Raw genomic sequence first — 20,299 nt, 5'->3', positions numbered from 1 at the left:
AAAACCCCGGAGGACCAGTCCTCCGGGGTTTTTTTGATGCAGCAAAGGCTGAACCGCAGGCGGCGGTCACTTCAACTCGAAAGTGACAGTGACCTGCACCGTGTAGGAATTCTCGCCGGCCTGCAGCGGGACCGATTCGCGGGCCGCGTCGAAGGCCTTGGCGTTCATCGGTATCGGCGGCGGCGCGACATTCTGGTCGGTGATTTCCAGCACCCGCCCGATGCTGACGCCGGCGGCTTCAGCCAGCGTCTTTGCCTTGGCCATGGCGTCGGCGACCGCCTTCTTGCGGGCTTCGGTGAGAGTTGCAGCCGGATCCTCGTTGGAAAACGAGATGCCGCCGCCCTGGTTGACGCCGAGCGATACCGCCTTGTCGAGAATCTCGCCGGTTTTGTCGATGTCGCGGATGCGCACCGAAAGCGTGTTGGTCACCTGGTAGGCGATGAGTTCGGCTTCCTGGCTGCCGTCCGGCTTGTTGGTGTAGTTGTAGCGCGGGCTGATCTGGATGCCGGCTGTCTGCAGGTCGCGCTCCTTGATGCCAGCCGACTTCATAGCGGCGATCACGGAGGCCATGGCGTCGTTGTTGGCATCGAGCGCGGCACGCGCGGTCTTGGCCTCGCGCATGACGCTGAGCGTCAGCAGCGCCAGATCGGGGGCCGCGGTCGCTTCGCCTTCGCCGGTGACGACGATACGGGGCGGGGGCGGCGAATCGGTCGCGCCGGCCATCGTCGGAAACGCGATTGCGGCGGCGAGCGCCAAGGGCAAAAGATGTCTGGTCATAAAAATCTCCTCGGTCTGCGATCCAGTGGCGCTGTCGACTACCGCATCGGCCCAAGAATCGGAATCGATTTCGGGAAGCACGATGCGTAGATTCAAAGCGTTAGAGCTTCGCGCGTCTAAGTGGACGCACATCGCTCTAATGTCTGAATATGGGCTGATTTGGACGATCTCGGCCAGCCAGTTCGGAAAGCCTTGTGCGATTCGGGGAAAAACATTAATCCAGCCGCGTGTGGGGCCTGTAGCTCAATGGTTAGAGCCGGCGGCTCATAACCGCTTGGTTGGGGGTTCGAGTCCCTCCGGGCCCACCATAACCATTGATTTCATTGGCAAAAACTGCCATCGGCCCAAAACGTTTTGGGCCCATTATGGGCCCAAAGCAAACACGGTGGTCCCGGTTTGTTCCGACTCGATTTGATTATTTGACAATGCGGAGGTTTGCCCGCCGCTTCATGGCATCACGCTTGGCCTCGCGCTCGTTGATGGCACGAGCGATATCGACCGCGATCCGCTTCTTGTTGGCCTCACGCACATATTCATCTGTTACCGTCATGGAGGAATGGCCCATCGCCTCCATGATAGCCCGCGCTTGGATGTTGCATTCAGCGAGGTAGGTGCCGAAGGTGCGGCGCAGGCCATGGAGCGTGTAGCCGCTAGGAAGTCCCGCCTGCCGCGTCCAGTGCTGCATCATCCCCGTCAGGCTCTTTTCCGAGAATGACCTGCCATAGGCGTTCTTTAAGACAGTGCCGCCTTTCGAGCGTTCAAGCGGCTCCAAGGCCGCTGCTAGCTTGTCTACGACTGGAATGAACATCTCCCGCCCGCCATGGCGGTTGCGGTTCTTCTTCTGGCGGAAATCAAAGGCCTCGATTAGCACCAGCGAGCCGTCGAACAGTTCGATCTCTTCGGTTAAAAGATCGTCCCACTCAAGAGCAGCGATATCCCCGCGCCGATTTCCAAGCCAGAAGCCGAGTGCATAGCAGGTGCGTGCGGCTGTGCCGATGGGGTGTCGCTCCTCGAACCTTTCGCGCATCGCAATTGGCCAAGCTGGGTTCTTCGTCGATTTGGGCACCCGCACACGGATAGATAGCGATGGATCATCCTGCGGCTTGATCCATTTTTCGACATCGGTCGCGACCCATAGAAGTTTCTTGATGGCGCCCAACATGTGTTTGGCGACTGTGCGGTTTGTCCTGAAGATGCCTTCAATGACGGCGCGAAGCCGATCCGCGTCGAGATGTTCAACAGGAGTATCGCGCCAGGTGAGTGGGTAGTTGGGATCGACCCGCAGGTTGAGAAAACGCTCAATCAGTCGCGCATTCTTCCGCTGCGTGGCTTCATCAAAATCCAGCCACTCCATTGTCGTTTCAAGCCGGCGCGCGGCATGGCCAAAGGTTTTTGGCAGTGCCCGACCGGGCAAATCGATGATAACTGCCTTCTTGCCTTGACCCTGCGTGGCCTTCTCGTAAGCCGCCTCGAACTCGGGATCGCCGGGCTTACCGGGAAGGCGAATTTCAGGCATGCCCTTTGCGCGGTAGCGATAGACGAGCTTGCCGTCCTTGAGGCGCGACGAGACCCCAGGGTAACTGGCATCCTTGAATGGCCTGCCCATCAAAAGCTCCTTTCAGGCTTTTGCCGCCGATGCGCCACGCGCGGGGAGTCTTCCAGCATCGCATGTAGTGAAAGGGTGTTGTTTTTGATGGCAACGCGCAGGAGCACCGGGTAAGGGAATCCTCTGCCTTGCTCTATGCCTTCAAAGGTGCGCTTCGGTATTCCAAGCACCTTGGCCGCGGCTTCGGCAGTGAATCCTCCCTTGGCCCGCCAAGCTTTCACTTCTTGCGCAAGTTTCTCATTCTCGTTCACGTCATGCCTTTCGCCCGGCACTGATCGTACTACGCCTACAGCGTATACGCAATGAGCGTATTTGTCATCTTCTTTCTCTGTCCCGCCTGCTTCTTTCCAGCAGTTCCTGAATACCGCTATCTTTATCCGGCAACGAGGTGAAAGCTATGTCAAGGGCCACACGATCCCAGACAGCGCGGCTGTTGATGCGCTTGGGCTTCGGCATGCGCCCATCGGCAACCATTTCATCAAAAAGTGTTGATCCGACACCGATGTAGCGAGCTGCTTCCTCACGAGTTAGCCCTCGTGGGGGATACGAGATTGCATCACTCTTCATGGGCGTTGCCTCGCTTCTGAGACTCCTGGCGTGTTGTTGTCGAAGCACAAAGTTGCATCCTAGTTGCCATTTCGCAGCGAGGAGATTGTCTCGCCGTAAAATAAGAAGAGCCTCGCCAAGCGGAAGCGGCCTGACTCGTTCGTTCGGCATAAACTGGCAGCAATGTGTCAAGGTGTGGATCACGGCAGGAAAGCGAGAAGTGGGACAAGTCGGCGGACGGCTTTGCGCCGGGCTGGCGATGAGCGAGCCACTACTGGCGTCGCGTTTGGGCCGGAAGCGGAAAGGCTCCGATGCCGTGCAAACCCGAATCGGCATCGCCGCCGCCAAAATGATCGACCACGAGACCATGATGATGTTTAAGGCGGACGTGGAGCTGTCCACGGCGCAAGAAATTGGCGGATGGCAGCTATTGAGCCAACAACCAGAGCCTGTTGATGCAACCAGGTCGAGCGGTCCGAGATAGGCTTTGAGCGTGGGGCTGGCCGTGGGCGTATATCCAGGGCCTGTCAAATCGCTGGTTAGCCCGATCGGCACATTGGCATGCTCCCGTCAGTGAAACTGCTGCAATGGCTTCTTGAGATAAATACCCTGTCCATGGACCGTATCAGAAGCATTTTGTTCCGCGACCTTAACGCCGTGCGCGTAAACGGCAGATACCATGAGCCGGATTTGGTTGAGCATGCCTCACCAAGCTCTCTTGACGAGAGCACGGTCCGTGAAGAGCGGAGTGGGGCCGATGTAGTCAAGGTCGACTGTCGAAGGAAAGGGTTGTTGAAGATTTTCAACCCTTCGAAGGCTCGCTCGCTCGCCTCCGAGGGCGAACGGATCGATTTCATCAATGATTCTGGCGTCCTCGCAGTCGTATTCGGGCGGACATGACGACCATCGTGCCATCCCCGGCCTCGAAAATGATGATAACGACCATGAGAGTGCTCGCTAGGCTGAAGGCGAATGCTGGGCGTCGTTGAGGCATCGTTTCCGGCTCCTGTCGCCGAGGCGGGAGGTCGTCTCCCGCTTGAGAGGCGCCCGATGGCCGATGGCCGCAACGCCCGCGTCCGCGAGCCGAGCCGCAGTATCCTCGCATAGCGACCCTTTGGGTTGATCGCTCCAGGCCCTCGGTTGAACCAAGAATTAGCCCATCGACAGCGGAGGGAGTGTTGCCCCGAGACCGGTCTAAGGCGCCGCAGGCAACCTCGATGACGTCGTCGCCGCAAAAGTCGCGCGAAGTAATTTCTCGGCCTCGTGCGAGATGCGGCCGAGAGAGGCCTGGTGGCTTCAGGGCTTGGGGCCTCAGAAGCGACCTGGTCAGAACGTGTCGACCAGGCAGTTCCCTTGATGGGTCGTTTGGATGCGGATGCGACCGTCGCGGCGGGTGGTCAACACGCGTCGCGTCTCCCCGCCGAGTGTGAAGCCTCGGCACCGTGCGCGATACCAGGCTACCGTTTCCTGTGTCGTATACTCGACACCGGAGTCGGAGATTATGACAAAGACAGGATACATACCGGTCGCATCGAACAGACGCTCGCTACAGCCGTTACGCCTGCCGTGGTGCGAGGCCACGAGGATGTTCACGCCGCTCATGGCTTGGCGGAAGTCCTCGCGCCGAAGCAACTTCTCCCAGCCATCGACTTCCATGTCTCCTGGAAAACAGATCTTCCATCCCTGACTTTCGAAAATCGTTACCAGGCTCAGGTTGTTTTCATCCTCGAACTCGTACGGGTAGCTGTTCCAGAAATGTGTCATCGCTACGTCGCCATAGTCGACGGCACTTACTGTTCCTGTATAAGACGCCATCATGTCAGCCAGCGTGTCGATCCCACGGCCTATGCCTCCGAGTTTTTTCAGATTCCTGAGGTCCGCGGCCCTGACGGAGGGATTTTTGGTCAGCGTGCCCACGTCAATCGTTTGGACCAGGTTGTGCAAATCGCTGACGTGATCCTCGTCGTAATTCGAAATAATCAGCTGGTCGACGCGGTTAATGCCACGTGCAGGCAAGTACCGCGACGGGCGCCAATTCGAGGATGAATTGTGGCCGGCATCGATCATGATGTGCCTGCCGGTGCTTGTTTGGATTAGCGAGCACTGGCCGTGTTCGACGTTAAAGATCTTGAGATCCACGGGTCATTTGTCCGCATTGGCCTGGGGCCTATTTCATCTGTACCATCAGTGTCTCGCAACTGAGCGTGAGCTGACGTGCGTAAGCCTTCGACGCGTCCAGCGCAGCCTTTTTCGTCACCCCGAACAGCAGATAACTTGCGTGCACGGCGGCCAAAAGCCCCAGCGCAACCAGCTTGCCATGGGTAAGCTCGGCAAAATCAGGCTTGTAGCGGATGATCGCGGCCGCCGCCGCGATGGTCAGCAGGTTGAGCGCGATCCCATACGGCTTGAGCGCAAGCAGGTTCCGGTAGTAGCCGTAAGCGATATTCTCGTTGAACAGGATGTGGAATTTCTCGGTGTCGCGGGTGTTTTCGCGCAGCCAATTGTAGCACTGCACGTAGAATGCGACCGCCTCGTCCGGATCTTCGATTTCCATGTCTCGCGACGGCGCCGGCTGGCCGAGCTGCTTGGCAAGGAACTTGCGGTAACGGTCCTTGGTCTTGTCATCCAGTGTCTTGTCGAGATGGCTAAGCTCGCGATTTTCTGGCCGTCCGCCGGTCGTCGCGAAGAGTTGCCGCTCCTTCCTTTTGCCGAGACGGCGGGCCACATTCGAAGCGGCGAAGAACAACACCATCACGGCGAGGCCGATGATGGCTTCAGGAAGGCTGGGCTGCACCCAGTTGAAGGCCAAAACGATCAACACAATCGCCGGGGCAATCGCCAACGCTGCCGGTGCGAGGCGCGCTTTGATGGAATAGGCGTCGAGGTAATCTTTCATGGCGCGTCCTGATGCATGATGGCGTGATAGGTGCTGGGGGTTGCGATGAGCAGGATCGCGGGCGGGGAGCGCTCGGCCGCCACCTGCCTGGCCGTCTTTCGGTCGGTCCGGGAAGGCCCCTGTTCGGCCAGATGGCTGTGCCAGGTCCCGACATCAAGCAGCGAGCGGCCGCTGTCCTCGAAACGGGCTTCGATACGCTTTTTCATACCGCTTGTGCCGAGCATGAACAGCGTCGGCGTTCGCTGGCTGTCCTCCGGCGCTTCGATCAGATCGACAACGGTCACTGTCTTCATGAGCGTACTGCAGGAGCCAATCAGAAGGCCGCCGGTTTCGACGCCTGGAAACTGTGCGATGTCCTCGCGGATCAGGCCGGCCACCTGCGCGGAGAGGCGTAGCGTCCACTCGCCCCCCTCAACCGGGATATCGAGAAATTCGGGGACGGTTAGGCGGCGCCAGGTGGTCGAAGCACTGTCGGGCGCCGATACCCCGACTGCGATTTCGCCGTGGTCGGCATTGGCGCCGGCCAGCCGCATCAGCTCCTCGGTGGCCATGGCAGTCATGGCCGAAAGCCGGGCGTCGGTCATGGCCATGGTCAGCGAACCGCAGCCTTCGCCGATTTGGATCTGCGCCAGGCCGAAGGCCGGATCGAACAGCAGTCGCCGTTCGTCCGCCGTGACATTGGCACAGAGCACGGCGTGCAGGTCGGACAGACTTGGATTGCGGTTCGCCCCTTCATGGTAGACGAACGCACCGCGGCCGCGGCCAAACAGCGCGATTTCCGCGACGCGGGCGGGCAGATCATGCGGCGCGACGATCGACAAGGCTTGCCGCGCCAGTTTCGAGGCGGTCGAGTTGATGAGTGTCGTGGTTCCAGGCGGCGCGATTCGCAATCGGTCGTCGGCGGTCTTCAGGGCCTTGACCACGTCGATGACGCAAGCCGCCGGCATCTGTCCGAGACTTGACAGTTCGTCGGCAAGTTCGAACGCCTTCGGCCAGGGCAGCGGCGGCCGAACCAGAGCGTGGCGGGCCATATTGTGCGGTCGAAAATCGCGGCTGTCCGACACCGCGCGTATTTCGCCGCCGGCGCGGGCCAGATGCAGGGCGACCTTGGATCCAACGCTGCCGCAGCCGACCAAGCTGAACGGCGCGAAGGGCGGCGCCGCTGAAAGAGTGCGCAAAAGCTTCGGGGTCGTGCGGTCAAGCTGCTCGACGGGCACGGCACCCTTGCCGTTGGGGCCTTCGAACAGCGACTGCCGCTCTTGTGGAGCGGTGATTTCCAAGAGATAGGGGAGCAGCTCGATTGCTGAGTCCCGGCCGATCAGCGGGAAAGGGCGCCGCACACAGAACACCACCGCCACCGGAAACACCGTGCCGGACCGCTTGCGGCGCCAACGCCGGTCAAGCCGGTCCAGGAAGGTGGCAAATTCGGCGCCACAGCCAACCTCCCCAGCGCGTTTGGCCAAATCGTCGAGGTTCTCGATCGTTTCGCCAAGGACCTCTTTGGTGACGGCTCCGCGGGCGGGCCAGATCAGCGCGGTGACCGTAACGCCGCTGTAGCGGGCCTCGGTTCCCGAATCGAAGGGGAAAGGGGCTAGGTCGCCCACCGTGGCGGCAAATTCGTTATTGGCCGAAAGCAGGAAGGATCGTCTGCCGCCGCGGGTGTCTTCTGGCATATACCTGGTCGCCAGCCACACACAGCCGGCCTTGTTGGTGATCTGGCTTCGCGCAAAGTCGGCATCGACGATAAGGCGGTTCGGCAAACCTTGTCGCATCACCGGTTCCCAGCCCTGTTCGGCATTCATCAACGTGCCGATCGCCGCCCGACCCAGCCAGATGCCCATCTGATTAACGATCGCACCGATGCTGAGCTCGAGAAGACCGTGCTGGTTGAAGAATTCGTCCGGACTGCCGTCCACCAGACAGGGACTCGGGTTGAGGCTCTCCGACCCGGGCGTCAGGTGGGCAAGGTTGCGCGGGAAATCCTTGCGCAGGCTGAAAGACGGGCAGCGCCACGGATAATCCGACCCGAGCACGACCTCGACGCGTTCGACGGGCAGGACGCCGTTCGGGGCGCAGCCCCTGGCCTGCCAGTGCGTCGGCATCTCGACGGCCAAGTCGAGGAAGATTGTCGCAACCTGATCACTGACGGCAACCAGCCCGCAGCCCTTGCATTGCGGAATGTCTTGCGCGACACGCAGAAAGTGTTCCGCGTGTCGCTGCATGTCTGCCAGGGCCATTGGATCAGCCGTGTTCCCTGGTGGCGGTGGTTACCTTGCTGACACCGGCGATGGCGGCGGCCTTCTTCGGCGTCAAGGTCTGCTGTTTGGAGGTCCCGACGCTGGTGATGTTGAACTCGACCGGACCGTCGTGCTGTTCGGCATATTCGGTCGTGCAGATGAAGCGGTCGCTCGAGGTGATCGAGACATACTCGCGCTTGGCCCGCTCATGCGGCGGGTTGTCGTCGTCCTTCTTGATGGGCTTGCACGAGGCGACGATGATGGCGCCCTCGCGGGTCTGGGACAGCGCATTCCTGGCGTCCTCGGAGACCTTGACCTTCTCGCCCATCTCCGACCAGCGGTCGTGGCTCAGGGTGCGCCACGAGCAGTGGTGCGGCGTTTCCATCACATCATAGCTCAGCCAGTCCTTGTTGCTGTCCTTGTGGCGCAGCCACAACCGGTCCCAGATCGAAACGTCGGCGTCGCCGCCGGTCAGGAAACGGCATTGGTCGGCCACGCCGTCGCCGGCAATGGAGAACCGCACGATTGCCGACGAGTTGTTCTTCTCGAGTATCTCGATCAGCTCCTTATCATTTTCGTCAACAGACATCGGCGCCAACAGGCGGCCCGCGAACTGGTTGGCCTGGACGCGGTCGGCGGCGGTGAGCAGGCCGTCCTGCTCGATCAAGATAGCCGTGAGGTCGTCGGTCTTGCCGTCCTTGTCCTTGCCGAGGATAAGGATGCGGTCGCCCGAGCCCGTGCCGGCCAGACCTTTCTCCCGGAACAGTTTGACGCGGCGCCGGGCTTCGCTGGCCCAGGCCTTGGCCTCGTCACAGAGCGTGTGCTGCGTGCTGGCCCGGCGAAACACAATCGGCGACGACCACATCTCGCGGATGAGAATGCGGTCTTCATCGCCCTCCGGGAAGTCCTCCGGCGGGCCGAGATGGAAGTGGGTTGTGAGGCCCGTCACATGGTCCGAGTCCGGATGGGAGAGCAGGAAAGCGTCGAGATAGAGCCGGCCCTTGTCGTCGCGCGAAAGTCTCTCCTTGAGGTCCTTAGCGACATCGTAGGTTGCGTCATCGGGATCATCGGCGGCGGCGCGGATGTTGATGTCCACGAGGATCGTCTGCTTGTTGTCGAGCTTGATCAGAGCCATGTCCCCGTTGCCGACGGGGAAGAAGGTCAGTTTTGCAGCCATTAACGTCGGTTCCTCTGAGGCCGGAACGGGCACGCAACGGAGCAACTCCGCGTGCGCGCCGCCGGCAGCTAAGCCTGTGGCTTGTCAATGGGGCCTTTGGGCACTAGAACCGACTTGCTACGGTACGGACCGGTGGTCTGGGCAGCCTTACGGCGCCACGTCCGCAGGTACGCACAAACAAAAGGCAGGCGGTAGAATCACCGTCTGCCTTTTTCTATGGCATGAAGTAAAGTTTGGGTAAATACGTTTCTGCAGCGCGTTACACTATGGCGACGAGTTATTTTCTAGTTATCAACAGCTCGTGTTGTTTCGAGATGGCCCAACTACTCTGGTTGGACCAGATGGCTTCATGTGAGTGCAGATCTGCACCCACGCAAACTTTTCGGCGTTATTTGTATCTACGGCCAAACAGGTCGTCGCCAGCCTACGCTTTTTGTAGGTGGGATCGCGCTGCCGCCGATGCTCCGGCTTGTCGTGCACCAGGTCACAACACCGGCGGAAGGCGCGAAAGTGCGTCGGTGCATTTTTCGACCATGGTGTCTAGGTACAGCATTCGGCGTAAAACACCTATTTTGAACTTTTCCGACGTTGTCGAAAAACAGCGCTTGCCAACTGCCGTTTGCGGGTTGGACGGACAGCATCGGCTAAGTCAGCTCCGAGGCGCGCTGCCGACAGGCTTCTTAGGAGCTTTTGCGGACTGACAGTTAAACTGGCATTCGGCCGCCCCTGCCGTCACCCCTCGGGTCCATCAATCGCCGTCTTCTTGACGGCTTCGGAGGCGGCAGCCGAGGCGGTTTTCACTGCGGACGCGATCACCTCGGTGCCCTCGTCCCCCAAGTCCAAAGCCATCCTCAGGTTGGCGAGATCGTCCATGAACTTGCCAAAATTTCCGATGTCAGCGGCGGGATCCTCGGCCAACGCATGGCGACGCTGCATCATCTGAATTTGCACGCGCACTATATCGGACTGGGGCGTGTCGTCGAGTTGGCTCTCGATCTCTTCGAGAATCTCGGCACCTTGTTCCCTCGTCGCCTGTGTCTTGTGATCGCGTCCGAAGATACGGTGATAGCGCATTACCATCGCGCCGAGTCGTTCCCGGTCCGCCTCGCGCTGCGCCTCGCGCCGAGCTTTGTTGATTGCGCGGAAGAGCTTAGCCATTCGAGTAAGAAACTCGTCGATCTCCGCGATGAGGTGGTCCGGACGCTGTTCCACCACCTCGATCAGCGCTCGGGCGAAACCAAGCTTTTCGATGTGTCCGCCCTTGTCCCCAGCGACCTGTTGCAGCGCGTCGAAAGAAGACCTCGCCTTCTTCAGCTTTGCATTGATCTCGGCCACCGTCACCGTAGGCGTCTCAGTCTCCCTGAAGCGCGTGACCTCCGCGATGCAGGCGTTCATAGCAGCTGCGGCGAGAGCCACCGGGATTAGGTCCTCCAAATCCTTGATCGCAGTGTCGTCGACGAGCCCGAGCTCGCCGAGCTGAAGAACATGTTTGGGATCAATCAGCCGCTTCGCCTTCTTGTCGTTCCGCATCTGCCTGGCTGCCTCATCGCCCGACCCGTCAGAATCGAGCAGAGCTACAACGGGCGGTTTCTCCGTGTCGCGCCCACGAACCAGGTAGAGCATGTAGACCACCTCGCTTGCCGAGCCGCACGGTACGATCACCAGGTTGTTGAGGTCGAGAGTCTCCGCCCCCACGCCAGGCTTCAACATGCGGAGCTGTCGGGCGGCGCCCGCCATTACTACTTGGTCAGTCACCCCCTCAACGAGGAGATTCACTGAGCCCACAAACGCTGTTTCGCCGACGAACGCACCGAACGCCGATCTGAGTGGCTCGTAGTGGTTGCGCGAAACATTCCTCACGACCCGCGTGCCATCGTAGCCTCGCCCCTTCTCTAGCACCCGAATTCGCTCCGCATGATTCTTGTCGAGCAGGAAGGGCGAATGCGTGACATAGACGACCTGCACCGGATGACGGTCGTCCTGTGGTTCCGCCAGTCCCTGTAGCACCTTCAACAGATCCTGCTGGGCCTCAGCCGACAGATAAGTGTCGGGCTCGTCCATAAGCAGGATACTCTCGCGGTCAGACTGCGGTCGGTGCGACTGAGCCTGGATGAGATACGAAAGGAAATACTTCAGGCCACTGCTGCGCTCGTCGAAGGTATATTCGGTTCCAGTCCGATCCCGGATCGTGAACACAAGCTCATGCTCGCGAGGCGTCACCTTCAGCGAGAAGTCACGATCCTGGACCCACCACTTCTTGAAGTTCAGATTGCGTTCGAGGAGATCGTTCACACCTTCCACGAGCGCGTTGGCGTAACCCTCCTTTCCGTCCGCGATCGCCTCGTGCAGCTCGGAAAGCCGCGCTGGATCGACGTGGGCCAGATCGATCAGCAGTCCCCGTGCGAGACGCAAGGAGCGCTCGCTCTCCTTTGAAAGCGTCTCGGCACGGTGCGCGTCGACCAGGGGAGATAGCAACTTACGGATACGGGGGCCGTTCGCCTGAGCGGTGTTATCGTCCACAAGAAATTTACCGAGGTCAAACACGGAATCCAGTAGCGTCGCCCGCGAGCGTCGATCGACGCGTGAGGCGTGCTGACCGTCCGGGGAGTTTAGCCATCTCATCGGAACTGCGGCGGGTAGTGCTACATCGGGCATGATCCGAAAGGGCTTGGGCAAAATGCCGGTGGCGAGCTGAGTGGCATCGCCCCGCGCCACCTGATGCTTGGCCCACCCGTTCTCGGCGTCGGGAATCCAGAGGTCCAAGAAGTCCGGCCTTTCCCAGAACATCATGAAGCGGTCGAACGAAGCCTGCGACTTCGCAATGCGCGCAATCCGCTCGGCCTCGCCGGGTTCGACCATTGTCCAACCGATCCCCAGGTGCGGCCAACAGCTGGCGCCCTGCTCGACGCTGAAAAATGGCGAGTAGCGACACAGGTCTCGCTGCTCGAATCCCTCGCCGGACACGGCCTTCTCGATAGCGCTCAGCAGGTGGCTCTTACCGGACTCGTTTGCGCCGACGATCGTGGTAATCCGACTGTTGAAGTCCACTTCGACATACGGATACCAGCCACCCCTAAACATCTCCCAATCCCCGTTCGGCTGGCCGCTCAGCGATGCCTTACGGAGATGGTCAAAGTTGAACGACTTATAGAAGCGCGCGTAGACCGTCGACAGCCGCATCCGATGCCCCCTCAATTGCAGAAATGCCCGCCGGCTGCATTACACTGAATCCTGCGCGAACCAAACACGAACCTTCTATCACGCCGGCCCGAGGTAGTTCGGGTTGTGGCGGTGTCGAAACAAACCAAGGCCGTTTACTGAGGAGTTCGCAACGATTTGGGTGTAATGCTGAGGGGCGCACACTTGGGATACTTAAACAACGGCTGCTTTCAGATTTCGTCTCAGCGAGTGCAGGTGACTGCAAAGAGGCGCAGAGCTGCCTTCACTCGACGCTATGCATAGGTCGGATTCGGGGGAGAGTGATTGGCTTACCGGAAATTTCTGGATATTGAGGCGTCCGACAGAGCGGAGAAATCACCCTAACGCAGGGTCCAATTCAGCATGGTACAGCGCTTCCAATCACTGTTCGCCTTGGGTTCGCCAGACCACATGAGAGAATACGAGGGGAACGGCTTGGTGAACCACCCGCTAACCCTCCGGGGCCTACCACTTGGTCCTCAGTTTCGGCGTTTTCTGACATTAGTGTGATTTTCGGAGGTTTGAGATTCGCCTCGGCGTTTGGTGAACCGTCGATGTTGGGTTCAAAGTGAACCCTCGCGATGGTGTGTGGACGGCGGATTTGCCGCATTCCCCGATTGGGATCACGCGCACGTTTTTGCTCTCGAGCTCATCCAGATAATCGGCCCACCATTGCATCATCTTGACGCGCTCTTCCCAGTGCTCTGCCCGGGCGTAGGCGCGACGAACGTCGTTTTTCTCAATATGGGCCAGCTGCCGCTCTATGGCGTCGGGATGCCATTTTCCACATTCGTTTAGCAGAGTTGATGCTGTTGCTCGAAAACCGTGCGCGGTAGCTTCTTCCTTACCGTAGCCCAGGCGGCGCAGGGCGGCGTTAAGCGTGTTGTCGGAAATCGGACGCGAACCCGATCGAACACTAGGAAACAGCAGCAACCCACCACCAGAGATTTCTCTAAGTGAGGTCAGGGCGCTGACGGCCTGCTTTGCTAGGGGGACGCGGTGCGGCCGTCGCATCTTCATGCGTCCTTCAGGGATGGTCCAAACCGAGCTTTCGAAATCGAACTCGTCCCATCCGGCCGCGCGCAGCTCGCCGGGGCGGGGAAACAGCAGTGCCATCAGCTTCAGGGCGGCTCGGGTTGTAGGCTGTCCGTCAAATGCATTTATCGCCCTCAGCAAGCCTCCGAAGGCCTTAGGATCGGTAACCGCGGCGCGTGGCGTGACCGTGGGACCGACGAGTGCGCCCCTCAGGGCGACCGTCGGATCTACATCGGCGCGTGCGGTTGCGATTGCATATCGAAACACGCTGCCGATGGTGGAGCGCAGTCGCCTGGCCGATTCGTATCGACCGCGAACCTCCACGCTGCGGAGAGCGACAAGAATTGTGGCCGGATCGATCTCCCGAACGCTTTTGTCCCCAAATATTGGATAGGCAAAGTCGAGCAACCATTTGACCTTGGTGATAGTCCGGTCGGCACGTCCCTCCTTCTTCAGCTTGTCGACGTAGTCCTCCGCGATTGACCGAAAGGTGTCCTCTGCCGAAGCCTTTTGCAACTTACGCTGTTGTGCGGGGTCGATGCCACGTAGGAGGAGACGTTTGGCGGTATCGCGCGCCTCGCGTGCCTCAGCGAGGGAGATGAGGGGATAGCTGCCCAACGCCAGAAGCTTCTGCTTGCCGCCAAAACGATAGGCGAGGCGCCATAGGCGAGATCCAGTAGGCTGCACCCAAAGCTGGAGCCCGCCACCGTCAGTCAATTTCACGAGCTTGGAAGCGGGTCGGGCATTTCGGCATTTCACGTCGGAAAGGGCCATTTTCGGGACCTCCATTTGGCTGCATCGATACCATCAGGATCTCCAATACCAGCGAAAATACCAGCCCTCCGCCTCGTTGGACCAACTACGCCGAAATCCCACAAAACCCGACCAACCGCGCCTTGCGTGCCAAAATCACCAATGATTCCAGTTAGTTGCCGAGACAAAAGCGTAGATGCTTCGGCGAAAGAGACTGTCGGGAGAAGAGGGGATGGTGCCCAGAGGCGGATTCGAACCACCGACACGCGGATTTTCAGTCCGCTGCTCTACCAACTGAGCTATCTGGGCCTGTTCCGGCACGCGGGCAGTTCTGCACGCCGGATTTCTTGAAAGCGCCGCAGGCGCCCCTTGAAAGCGGGTGGGTTATAGCACGGGAATCCGGCCTGTCCAGCGCTTAAGCGCTGATTTCAAGCGGGAAACCAGCAGTTGCTCGACGGGCGGATTCACGGGACGCGGTCGAGGCCCGCAGGCTGCTCTGAACAGCCTCATTTGGGAGGATCGTTGTCCGTTTCGTCCTCGTCGTCGCGGGCCGGAATGACATAGGCGCCCTTGAGCCAGCGGTTGAGGTCGATGTCCTTGCAGCGCACGGAGCAGAACGGGTAGGTCTCACGTGCCGATGGCTTGCCGCACTCGGGGCAGGGCCGCTTGGGGCGCAGCGGCGTGACCTTGTCGTCCGAGCTCATAGCCGCCCCGAACTCATGGCCGAGCTGACTGCCATTTGGCATGCACCTTGAAACCCTCGCCGGTCAGCAGCGCCACCGTCTCATAGAGCGGCAGGCCGACGACATTGGTGTAGGAGCCGACAAGCTTGACGACAAAAGCGCCGGCCAGGCCCTGGACGGCATAGCCGCCGGCCTTGCCGCGCCATTCTCCCGAGGCGACATAGGCGTCGATCTCGGCGCGCGGCAGCCGCTTGAAACGCACCCTAGTCTCGATCAGCCGCTGGCGCAGCTTGCCGCCCGGCGTGATCAGGCAGATGCCGGAATAGACCCGGTGCGAACGACCTGACAGCAGGCCGAGGCAATTGGCGACGTCGTCGAACGTTTCGGCCTTGGGCAGGACGCGCCGGCCGACGGCGACCACCGTGTCGGCGGCCAGCACGAAGCTCGGCACATAGTCGTCTTCCGCCTGCAGCGAGGCCAGCGCCTTCTCGGCCTTTTCCTTCGAAAGGCGCTTGGCCAGCGAGCGCGGATGCTCGGCGCGCAGCGGCGTCTCGTCGACACCGGCCGGCAGCACGCGGTCCGGCTCGATGCCGGCCTGCTGCAACAGTTCGATCCGGCGCGGCGAACCCGAGGCAAGCACGAGCTTCTGCAAAATGCTCATCGCGATCCCGGCCGAACTCTGACGATCTTACTTGAAACGGTAGGTGATGCGGCCCTTGGTCAGGTCGTAAGGTGTCATCTCGACCAGGACCTTGTCGCCGGTCAGCACGCGGATGCGGTTCTTGCGCATGCGGCCGGCCGTGTGGGCGATGATTTCGTGTTCGTTTTCGAGCTTCACCCTGAACATCGCGTTGGGCAACAATTCCGTGACGACACCCGGAAACTCGAGGACTTCTTCCTTCGGCATTCGATACCTTTGCTTGGATGGATTCCCAGCGCGCCGGCCGGAATTTGCGCGGAACCTATATGATAATCGTGCGCTTGTGAACATGCTTAATCAGCGCGGTTTTTTGCCTTCCGGCGCCACAAAACGGCGGCCGATCCGCGCCTTCAGCCGTTCGCGCACCTCGCGATAGGCGGCCATGATCTGCTCGCGCGTGCCGCCGACGTCTGTCGGGTCCGGCATCGGCCAATATTCGACGTCGACGGCAAGCGAGCGGGTAAGCTCGAGCGCGGTGTGATGGGCTTCCGGCGATAGCGTGACGATCAGGTCGAAATAGTCGTCCTCGAGATCGTCCAGTGTCCTTGGGTGCCGTTCGCCCAGCGAAAGCCGGTCCTCGGCCAGCACGGCGTCCACGAACGGGTCGCGTTCGCCGCCGCGCACCCCGGCCGACGCCACGAAAGTTGTCGCCGGAAGCACCTGGCGCGCCAGCAGTTCGGCCATCGGCGAGCGCACCGCGTTCATGCCGCAGAAAAACAGGATCGAGCGGGGCAGAGGGGCTGGCAGCTTAGCCTCGCCAGTGCAGCACGCAGACCAGCGTGAACAGCCGGCGCGCCGTATCGAAATCGATATCGATCTTGCCGGCCAGCCGGTCCATCAACGTCTGCGAGCCTTCATTGTGCAGCCCGCGCCGGCCCATATCGATCGCCTCGATCTGGCTGGGAGTCGAGGTGCGGATGGCGTCGTAGTAGCTTTCGCAGATCATGTAGTAGTCCTTGACGATGCGCCTGAGCGGCGTCAGCGACAGGATATGGGTGACCACGGCAGCGCCGTCCTCACGCGTCACCGCGAAGACCAGGCGGGATTCGGCCAGCGACAGTTTTAGCCGGTAGGGTCCGGCGCCGTCGTCATTGACCGGCTGGAAGCTGTTTTCCTCGATCAGGTCGAAGATCGCCACCGCCCGCTCATGCTCGACATCGGGCGTCGAACGGCCGATCGATTCGTCGAGTTCGACATCGATCAGCCTGGCAGGGGTTCGATCGTAGTCCGCCATCTCAGTCTACATATTCAGCCGTATGGCGACGGAGCGTCCATGCGCGTCGAGGCCTTCCGCCTTGGCCAGCGCGATGGCCGCCGGCGCCAGCGCCCGCAATTGCTCCGGCCCGAGCTTCAGGATTGAGGTGCGCTTGACGAAATCGAGCACCGAAAGCCCGGACGAGAAGCGCGCCGAGCGCGCCGTCGGCAGCACATGGTTGGAGCCGCCGACATAGTCGCCGATGGCTTCCGGCGTGTGGCGGCCGAGAAAGACGGCACCGGCATTGCGCATCCGCGCCAGGAAGGCTTCTGGCTCGTCGATGGCAAGCTCGACATGTTCGGCCGCGATGCGGTCGACCAGCGGCGGTGCTGCCTCGATTCGCGGAACAAGGATGACGGCGCCGAAATCGCGCCAGCTCGCCGCCGCCGTCTCGGCGCGCGACAGGTTTTTCAACTGGCGTTCGACCGCCTGTTCGACCGCCGCGCCAAAGGCGGGATCGTCGGTGATCAGGATCGACTGCGCCGACACGTCATGCTCGGCCTGGGCAAGCAGGTCGGCGGCGATCCAGTCCGGATCGTTGCTGCCGTCGGCAACGATAAGCACTTCCGAAGGCCCGGCGATCATGTCGATGCCGACCGTGCCGAACACCTGGCGCTTGGCCGCGGCGACATAGGCATTGCCGGGGCCGACGATCTTGGCGACCGGCTTTATCGTCTCGGTGCCATAGGCCAGCGCCGCGATCGCCTGCGCGCCGCCGACACGGTAGATTTCGGATATGCCGGTCAGATCCGCCGCCACCAGCACCAGCGGATTGATGATGCCGCCGGGCGCCGGCACCGCCATGACGATGCGCTCGACGCCGGCGACCTTGGCCGGTACGGCGCTCATCAGCACCGAGCTTGGGTAGCTCGCCGTGCCGCCCGGCACATAGAGCCCGACCGCCTCGATCGCCGTCCAGCGCGAGCCGAGCTCGACGCCGATTGCGTCTGTATAGCGGTCGTCCTTTGGCCGCTGCCGCTCGTGGTGGGAACGGATCCGATCACGGGCGAATTTAAGCGCATCGATCGTCTGCGGGTCGGCCGCATCGTAGGCCTTGGCGATGTCGTCTTGCGACACGGCTATGCCGAGGTCTTTCAGATCGGCCTTTTCGAATTTCTGCGTATACTCGATGAGCGCCGCGTCGCCCTCGGCGCGCACCCGCGCGATGATCGCGCGCACCACGGCGTCGACGTCCGCCGAGACTTCGCGCTTGGTCAAAAGTAACGCGGCAAAACGCTGCTCGAAATCGGCATCGGACAGACGAAGGGTGATGGCCATCTTGTGCTGCTCAGGCTCTGTGGAACGGGCGTGACGTCGCTTCCCAGGCGCCGCCAATGTCAGCCAGCCGTGCCTCGATGCACTCGACATCGAGCATGATCGCGCCGCCGCCTGAAAAGATCAGCTCGACAATGCCGGCCGGCTTGTCGAGCGCGAGGAAGCTGATCGCCAGCAGCGACAGCACCTCATCCGGCGTGTCGCGGGCAATGCCGCTGGTCTTGGCGCCCAGCACCCGGTCGAAATGCAGCACGCTTTGCCGCCGCTCATTGTGCTGGCGGAACAGGCCCGGTTTCGCCTCCCAGACGAAGCGGTTCATGGTCACCACGAAGCGCTTGACCGCCGGCATGTATTCGAGATCGCCGACCTTCAGCACGGCGTCCTGGACATGGGCCGAGACGATGCTCAGATCCTGATCGTCGAGCGCGACAAGCTTGAGAAGGTTCATGCGGATTTCGCACCTGCGAAGGTTTACATCAGTTTTCTGTTAGGCGGTCTTGGCGATCCGTGCAACTGCGCCACGGACTCTGACCAGGGCAATCGCATTTGGATTCTTACGAAGATGGACCCCCACCCTAGCCCTCCCCACAAGGGGGAGGGAACGCTGCCGCGCGCCTTTAACGTCCCCTTTGGCGCCGAAAGGCAGGCAATCTGCCGAGGTCAGCGCCAACGAGAAGTCTCCCTCCCCCTTGTGGGGAGGGGTTAGGGGTGGGGGTACATCGTAGAGCGAAAGCCTCGGCTTTCCACCTGCAATAGCTCTGGTCCAGACGGAGAGAAGATGCCGAACATGCAAGGGGCAGCGCCGACCTCAGGCCCGCTACCTCTAACCCGAAATCCGTTCGATCACCGCGCCGCAGCCGGACAGCTTTTCTTCCAGCCGTTCAAAACCGCGGTCGAGATGATAGACCCGGTTGACCGTGGTCTCGCCTTCGGCCGCCAGGCCGGCGATGACCAGCGACACCGAAGCGCGAAGATCGGTCGCCATGACCGGCGCGCCCTTCAGCTTCGGCACGCCGTCGACGATCGCCGTCTGGCCGGACAGCGTTATGTGGGCGCCGAGCCGGGCAAGTTCCTGGACGTGCATGAAGCGGTTTTCGAAGATCGTCTCGGTGATGCGCGACTTGCCGTTGGCCATCGTCATCAGGCCCATGAACTGCGCCTGCAGGTCGGTCGGGAACGCCGGGAACGGCGCTGTCGTCACGTCGACCGGCGCAATGCCGGCGCCATTGCGCCTGACACGGATGCCGGAATTGGTCTGCGTGATCTCGGCGCCGGTCTGGGAAATCACGTCGAGCGCGGTCTGCAACAGGTCCGCCCGCGCGCCTTCGAGCATGACGTCGCCGCCGGTCATGGCGACGGCCATCGCATAAGTGCCGGTCTCGATGCGGTCGGGTATCACCCGGACGCGCGCGCCCGACAGCGCTTCGACACCGTCGATGGTGATGGTCTCGGTGCCGGCGCCATAAATTCTGGCCCCCATGGCATTGAGGCATTCGGCGAGGTTGACGATCTCGGGCTCGCGGGCGGCGTTTTCGAGCACCGTCTCGCCCTTGGCCAGCGAAGCCGCCATCATTAGCACATGGGTGGCGCCGACCGATACTTTCGGGAAGACGAAGCGGTTGCCGACAAGACGGCCGTTCCTGGTCTTGGCGATGACATAGCCGGTGTCGACGTCGATATCGGCGCCCAGCACCTGAAGGCCTTCCAGGAAAAGGTCGACCGGGCGCGTGCCGATGGCGCAGCCGCCGGGCAGCGAAACCTTCGCCTCGCCCATGCGGGCGAGCAGCGGGCCGATCACCCAGAACGAGGCGCGCATCTTCGACACCAGCTCGTAGGGTGCCGTGGTGTCGACGATGTTGCGGGCGGAGAAAGTGATGGTGCGCGAATAGCCCTCCTGCTGCTTTTCGCGGCGGCCGTTGACCGAATAGTCGACGCCATGGTTGCCGAGGATGCGGATCAGCTGCTCGACATCGGCCAGGTGCGGCACGTTTTCCAGGGTCAGCGTGTCGTCTGTCAAAAGCGAGGCGATCATCAGCGGCAGCGCGGCGTTTTTCGCGCCGGAGATCGGAATGCTTCCGGCAAGCTTGTTGCCGCCGACAATTCTGATGCGATCCATGGAAGAGCGTCCCCTCGGCCGAAAGGCCGGTTTTCAATCGGTTGA

At 61.1% G+C, this 20,299-nt stretch carries 20 protein-coding genes and 2 tRNA genes; 3 read left to right on the top strand and 19 right to left on the bottom strand.

The annotated features are described in order from the left end of the window. Positions 1-66: 66 nt before the first annotated feature. Positions 67-777 (bottom strand): SIMPL domain-containing protein, encoded by a 711-nt coding sequence (locus AC0L3L_RS15570; protein ID WP_123148533.1) that lies wholly within the window; start codon positions 775-777, stop codon positions 67-69. 232 nt (positions 778-1,009) lie between these two features. Between AC0L3L_RS15570 and AC0L3L_RS15565 the strand changes: the two genes are divergently transcribed. Further along, positions 1,010-1,085: transfer RNA gene (locus AC0L3L_RS15565), tRNA-Ile, on the top strand. A 107-nt stretch (positions 1,086-1,192) separates the two neighbouring features. Here the strand turns inward: AC0L3L_RS15565 and AC0L3L_RS15560 are convergent. The 3 genes from AC0L3L_RS15560 to AC0L3L_RS15550 all read right to left on the bottom strand — a co-directional run bounded on the left by AC0L3L_RS15560 (position 1,193) and on the right by AC0L3L_RS15550 (position 2,950). After that, the gene (locus AC0L3L_RS15560) at positions 1,193-2,383 is read right to left on the bottom strand and encodes a site-specific integrase (protein WP_473638230.1); all 1,191 of its coding nucleotides are present in this window, start codon (positions 2,381-2,383) and stop codon (positions 1,193-1,195) included. Then, complete coding sequence (locus tag AC0L3L_RS15555) at positions 2,383-2,634, bottom strand: helix-turn-helix domain-containing protein (RefSeq protein ID WP_473638229.1); 252 nt, start codon at positions 2,632-2,634, stop codon at positions 2,383-2,385. Before AC0L3L_RS15555 ends, AC0L3L_RS15560 begins: the two co-directional genes overlap by 1 nt. 64 nt (positions 2,635-2,698) lie before the next feature. Continuing rightward, positions 2,699-2,950 carry a helix-turn-helix transcriptional regulator gene (locus AC0L3L_RS15550; protein ID WP_473638228.1) on the bottom strand — a complete coding sequence of 84 codons (252 nt, stop codon included), beginning with the start codon at positions 2,948-2,950 and terminating at the stop codon, positions 2,699-2,701. Positions 2,951-3,149: 199 nt separating this feature from the next. On the opposite strand from AC0L3L_RS15550, the gene AC0L3L_RS15545 reads away from it, so the two are divergent. Both AC0L3L_RS15545 and AC0L3L_RS15540 read left to right on the top strand, forming a co-directional pair. After that, positions 3,150-3,413, top strand: coding sequence for a hypothetical protein (locus AC0L3L_RS15545; protein ID WP_473638227.1), 264 nt, complete (start codon positions 3,150-3,152; stop codon positions 3,411-3,413). An 89-nt stretch (positions 3,414-3,502) separates the two neighbouring features. Continuing rightward, on the top strand, positions 3,503-3,829 hold the full coding sequence (locus AC0L3L_RS15540; protein ID WP_473638226.1) for a hypothetical protein: 327 nt from the start codon (positions 3,503-3,505) through the stop codon (positions 3,827-3,829). 426 nt (positions 3,830-4,255) lie between these two features. Here AC0L3L_RS15540 and AC0L3L_RS15535 read toward each other — a convergent pair whose 3' ends face one another. From AC0L3L_RS15535 to murA, 15 genes are all read right to left on the bottom strand, one after another. Continuing rightward, a complete protein-coding gene (locus AC0L3L_RS15535; protein WP_473638225.1) occupies positions 4,256-5,068 on the bottom strand; it encodes a ComEC/Rec2 family competence protein in 813 nt (270 codons plus the stop codon). A 28-nt stretch (positions 5,069-5,096) separates the two neighbouring features. Further along, positions 5,097-5,825 carry a hypothetical protein gene (locus tag AC0L3L_RS15530; protein WP_473638224.1) on the bottom strand — a complete coding sequence of 243 codons (729 nt, stop codon included), beginning with the start codon at positions 5,823-5,825 and terminating at the stop codon, positions 5,097-5,099. Then, complete coding sequence (locus tag AC0L3L_RS15525; RefSeq protein WP_473638223.1) at positions 5,822-8,062, bottom strand: hypothetical protein; 2,241 nt, start codon at positions 8,060-8,062, stop codon at positions 5,822-5,824. The genes AC0L3L_RS15530 and AC0L3L_RS15525 overlap by 4 nt, the downstream gene beginning before the upstream one ends. 4 nt (positions 8,063-8,066) lie before the next feature. Next, positions 8,067-9,239: a ComEC/Rec2 family competence protein gene (locus AC0L3L_RS15520; RefSeq protein WP_473638222.1), complete on the bottom strand. Its 1,173-nt coding sequence runs from the start codon at positions 9,237-9,239 to the stop codon at positions 8,067-8,069. A 732-nt stretch (positions 9,240-9,971) separates the two neighbouring features. Beyond that, the gene (locus tag AC0L3L_RS15515; RefSeq protein ID WP_473638221.1) at positions 9,972-12,419 is read right to left on the bottom strand and encodes an AAA family ATPase; all 2,448 of its coding nucleotides are present in this window, start codon (positions 12,417-12,419) and stop codon (positions 9,972-9,974) included. Between the two features lie 519 nt (positions 12,420-12,938). Further along, the gene (locus AC0L3L_RS15510) at positions 12,939-14,246 is read right to left on the bottom strand and encodes a tyrosine-type recombinase/integrase (protein WP_473638220.1); all 1,308 of its coding nucleotides are present in this window, start codon (positions 14,244-14,246) and stop codon (positions 12,939-12,941) included. A gap of 212 nt (positions 14,247-14,458) precedes the next feature. Continuing rightward, positions 14,459-14,534, bottom strand: a tRNA-Phe gene (locus AC0L3L_RS15505). 197 nt (positions 14,535-14,731) lie between these two features. Next, positions 14,732-14,929, bottom strand: coding sequence for a DNA gyrase inhibitor YacG (gene yacG, locus AC0L3L_RS15500; RefSeq protein ID WP_095491465.1), 198 nt, complete (start codon positions 14,927-14,929; stop codon positions 14,732-14,734). A gap of 13 nt (positions 14,930-14,942) precedes the next feature. Beyond that, positions 14,943-15,569 carry a Maf-like protein gene (locus tag AC0L3L_RS15495; RefSeq protein ID WP_123146617.1) on the bottom strand — a complete coding sequence of 209 codons (627 nt, stop codon included), beginning with the start codon at positions 15,567-15,569 and terminating at the stop codon, positions 14,943-14,945. Positions 15,570-15,596: 27 nt separating this feature from the next. After that, positions 15,597-15,815 carry a translation initiation factor IF-1 gene (infA, locus tag AC0L3L_RS15490; protein WP_006200926.1) on the bottom strand — a complete coding sequence of 73 codons (219 nt, stop codon included), beginning with the start codon at positions 15,813-15,815 and terminating at the stop codon, positions 15,597-15,599. 90 nt (positions 15,816-15,905) lie between these two features. Beyond that, positions 15,906-16,313, bottom strand: coding sequence for an arsenate-mycothiol transferase ArsC (locus AC0L3L_RS15485; RefSeq protein WP_123146618.1), 408 nt, complete (start codon positions 16,311-16,313; stop codon positions 15,906-15,908). 43 nt (positions 16,314-16,356) lie between these two features. Further along, a complete protein-coding gene (locus AC0L3L_RS15480) occupies positions 16,357-16,842 on the bottom strand; it encodes a UPF0262 family protein (RefSeq protein WP_123146619.1) in 486 nt (161 codons plus the stop codon). A 6-nt stretch (positions 16,843-16,848) separates the two neighbouring features. After that, entirely contained in the window at positions 16,849-18,141 is a 1,293-nt protein-coding gene (hisD, locus tag AC0L3L_RS15475; RefSeq protein WP_473638219.1) for a histidinol dehydrogenase, read from the bottom strand. A 10-nt stretch (positions 18,142-18,151) separates the two neighbouring features. Continuing rightward, positions 18,152-18,586 (bottom strand): DUF2948 family protein, encoded by a 435-nt coding sequence (locus AC0L3L_RS15470; protein ID WP_473528186.1) that lies wholly within the window; start codon positions 18,584-18,586, stop codon positions 18,152-18,154. A gap of 375 nt (positions 18,587-18,961) precedes the next feature. Continuing rightward, a complete protein-coding gene (gene murA / locus AC0L3L_RS15465) occupies positions 18,962-20,254 on the bottom strand; it encodes a UDP-N-acetylglucosamine 1-carboxyvinyltransferase (protein WP_473638218.1) in 1,293 nt (430 codons plus the stop codon). Positions 20,255-20,299 lie beyond the last annotated feature (45 nt).

This window comes from Mesorhizobium sp. WSM4849 (assembly GCF_055811385.1).
Note: the sequence above shows the minus strand (reverse complement) of the source record. Positions and strands in the feature narration are given on the sequence as shown.

Bases quoted from the DNA above. Each gene is read 5' to 3' on its own strand.
- AC0L3L_RS15510 (WP_473638220.1), bottom strand. From the start codon at position 14,246: ATGGCCCTTTCCGACGTGAAATGCCGAAATGCCCGACCCGCTTCCAAG.
- AC0L3L_RS15525 (WP_473638223.1), bottom strand. From the start codon at position 8,062: ATGGCCCTGGCAGACATGCAGCGACACGCGGAACACTTTCTGCGTGTC.
- AC0L3L_RS15485 (WP_123146618.1), bottom strand. From the start codon at position 16,313: ATGAACGCGGTGCGCTCGCCGATGGCCGAACTGCTGGCGCGCCAGGTG.
- AC0L3L_RS15560 (WP_473638230.1), bottom strand. From the start codon at position 2,383: ATGGGCAGGCCATTCAAGGATGCCAGTTACCCTGGGGTCTCGTCGCGC.
- AC0L3L_RS15515 (WP_473638221.1), bottom strand. From the start codon at position 12,419: ATGCGGCTGTCGACGGTCTACGCGCGCTTCTATAAGTCGTTCAACTTT.
- AC0L3L_RS15570 (WP_123148533.1), bottom strand. From the start codon at position 777: ATGACCAGACATCTTTTGCCCTTGGCGCTCGCCGCCGCAATCGCGTTT.
- infA (WP_006200926.1), bottom strand. From the start codon at position 15,815: ATGCCGAAGGAAGAAGTCCTCGAGTTTCCGGGTGTCGTCACGGAATTG.
- hisD (WP_473638219.1), bottom strand. From the start codon at position 18,141: ATGGCCATCACCCTTCGTCTGTCCGATGCCGATTTCGAGCAGCGTTTT.
- yacG (WP_095491465.1), bottom strand. From the start codon at position 14,929: ATGAGCTCGGACGACAAGGTCACGCCGCTGCGCCCCAAGCGGCCCTGC.
- AC0L3L_RS15550 (WP_473638228.1), bottom strand. From the start codon at position 2,950: ATGAAGAGTGATGCAATCTCGTATCCCCCACGAGGGCTAACTCGTGAG.
- AC0L3L_RS15470 (WP_473528186.1), bottom strand. From the start codon at position 18,586: ATGAACCTTCTCAAGCTTGTCGCGCTCGACGATCAGGATCTGAGCATC.
- AC0L3L_RS15495 (WP_123146617.1), bottom strand. From the start codon at position 15,569: ATGAGCATTTTGCAGAAGCTCGTGCTTGCCTCGGGTTCGCCGCGCCGG.
- AC0L3L_RS15530 (WP_473638224.1), bottom strand. From the start codon at position 5,825: ATGAAAGATTACCTCGACGCCTATTCCATCAAAGCGCGCCTCGCACCG.
- AC0L3L_RS15520 (WP_473638222.1), bottom strand. From the start codon at position 9,239: ATGGCTGCAAAACTGACCTTCTTCCCCGTCGGCAACGGGGACATGGCT.
- AC0L3L_RS15480 (WP_123146619.1), bottom strand. From the start codon at position 16,842: ATGGCGGACTACGATCGAACCCCTGCCAGGCTGATCGATGTCGAACTC.
- murA (WP_473638218.1), bottom strand. From the start codon at position 20,254: ATGGATCGCATCAGAATTGTCGGCGGCAACAAGCTTGCCGGAAGCATT.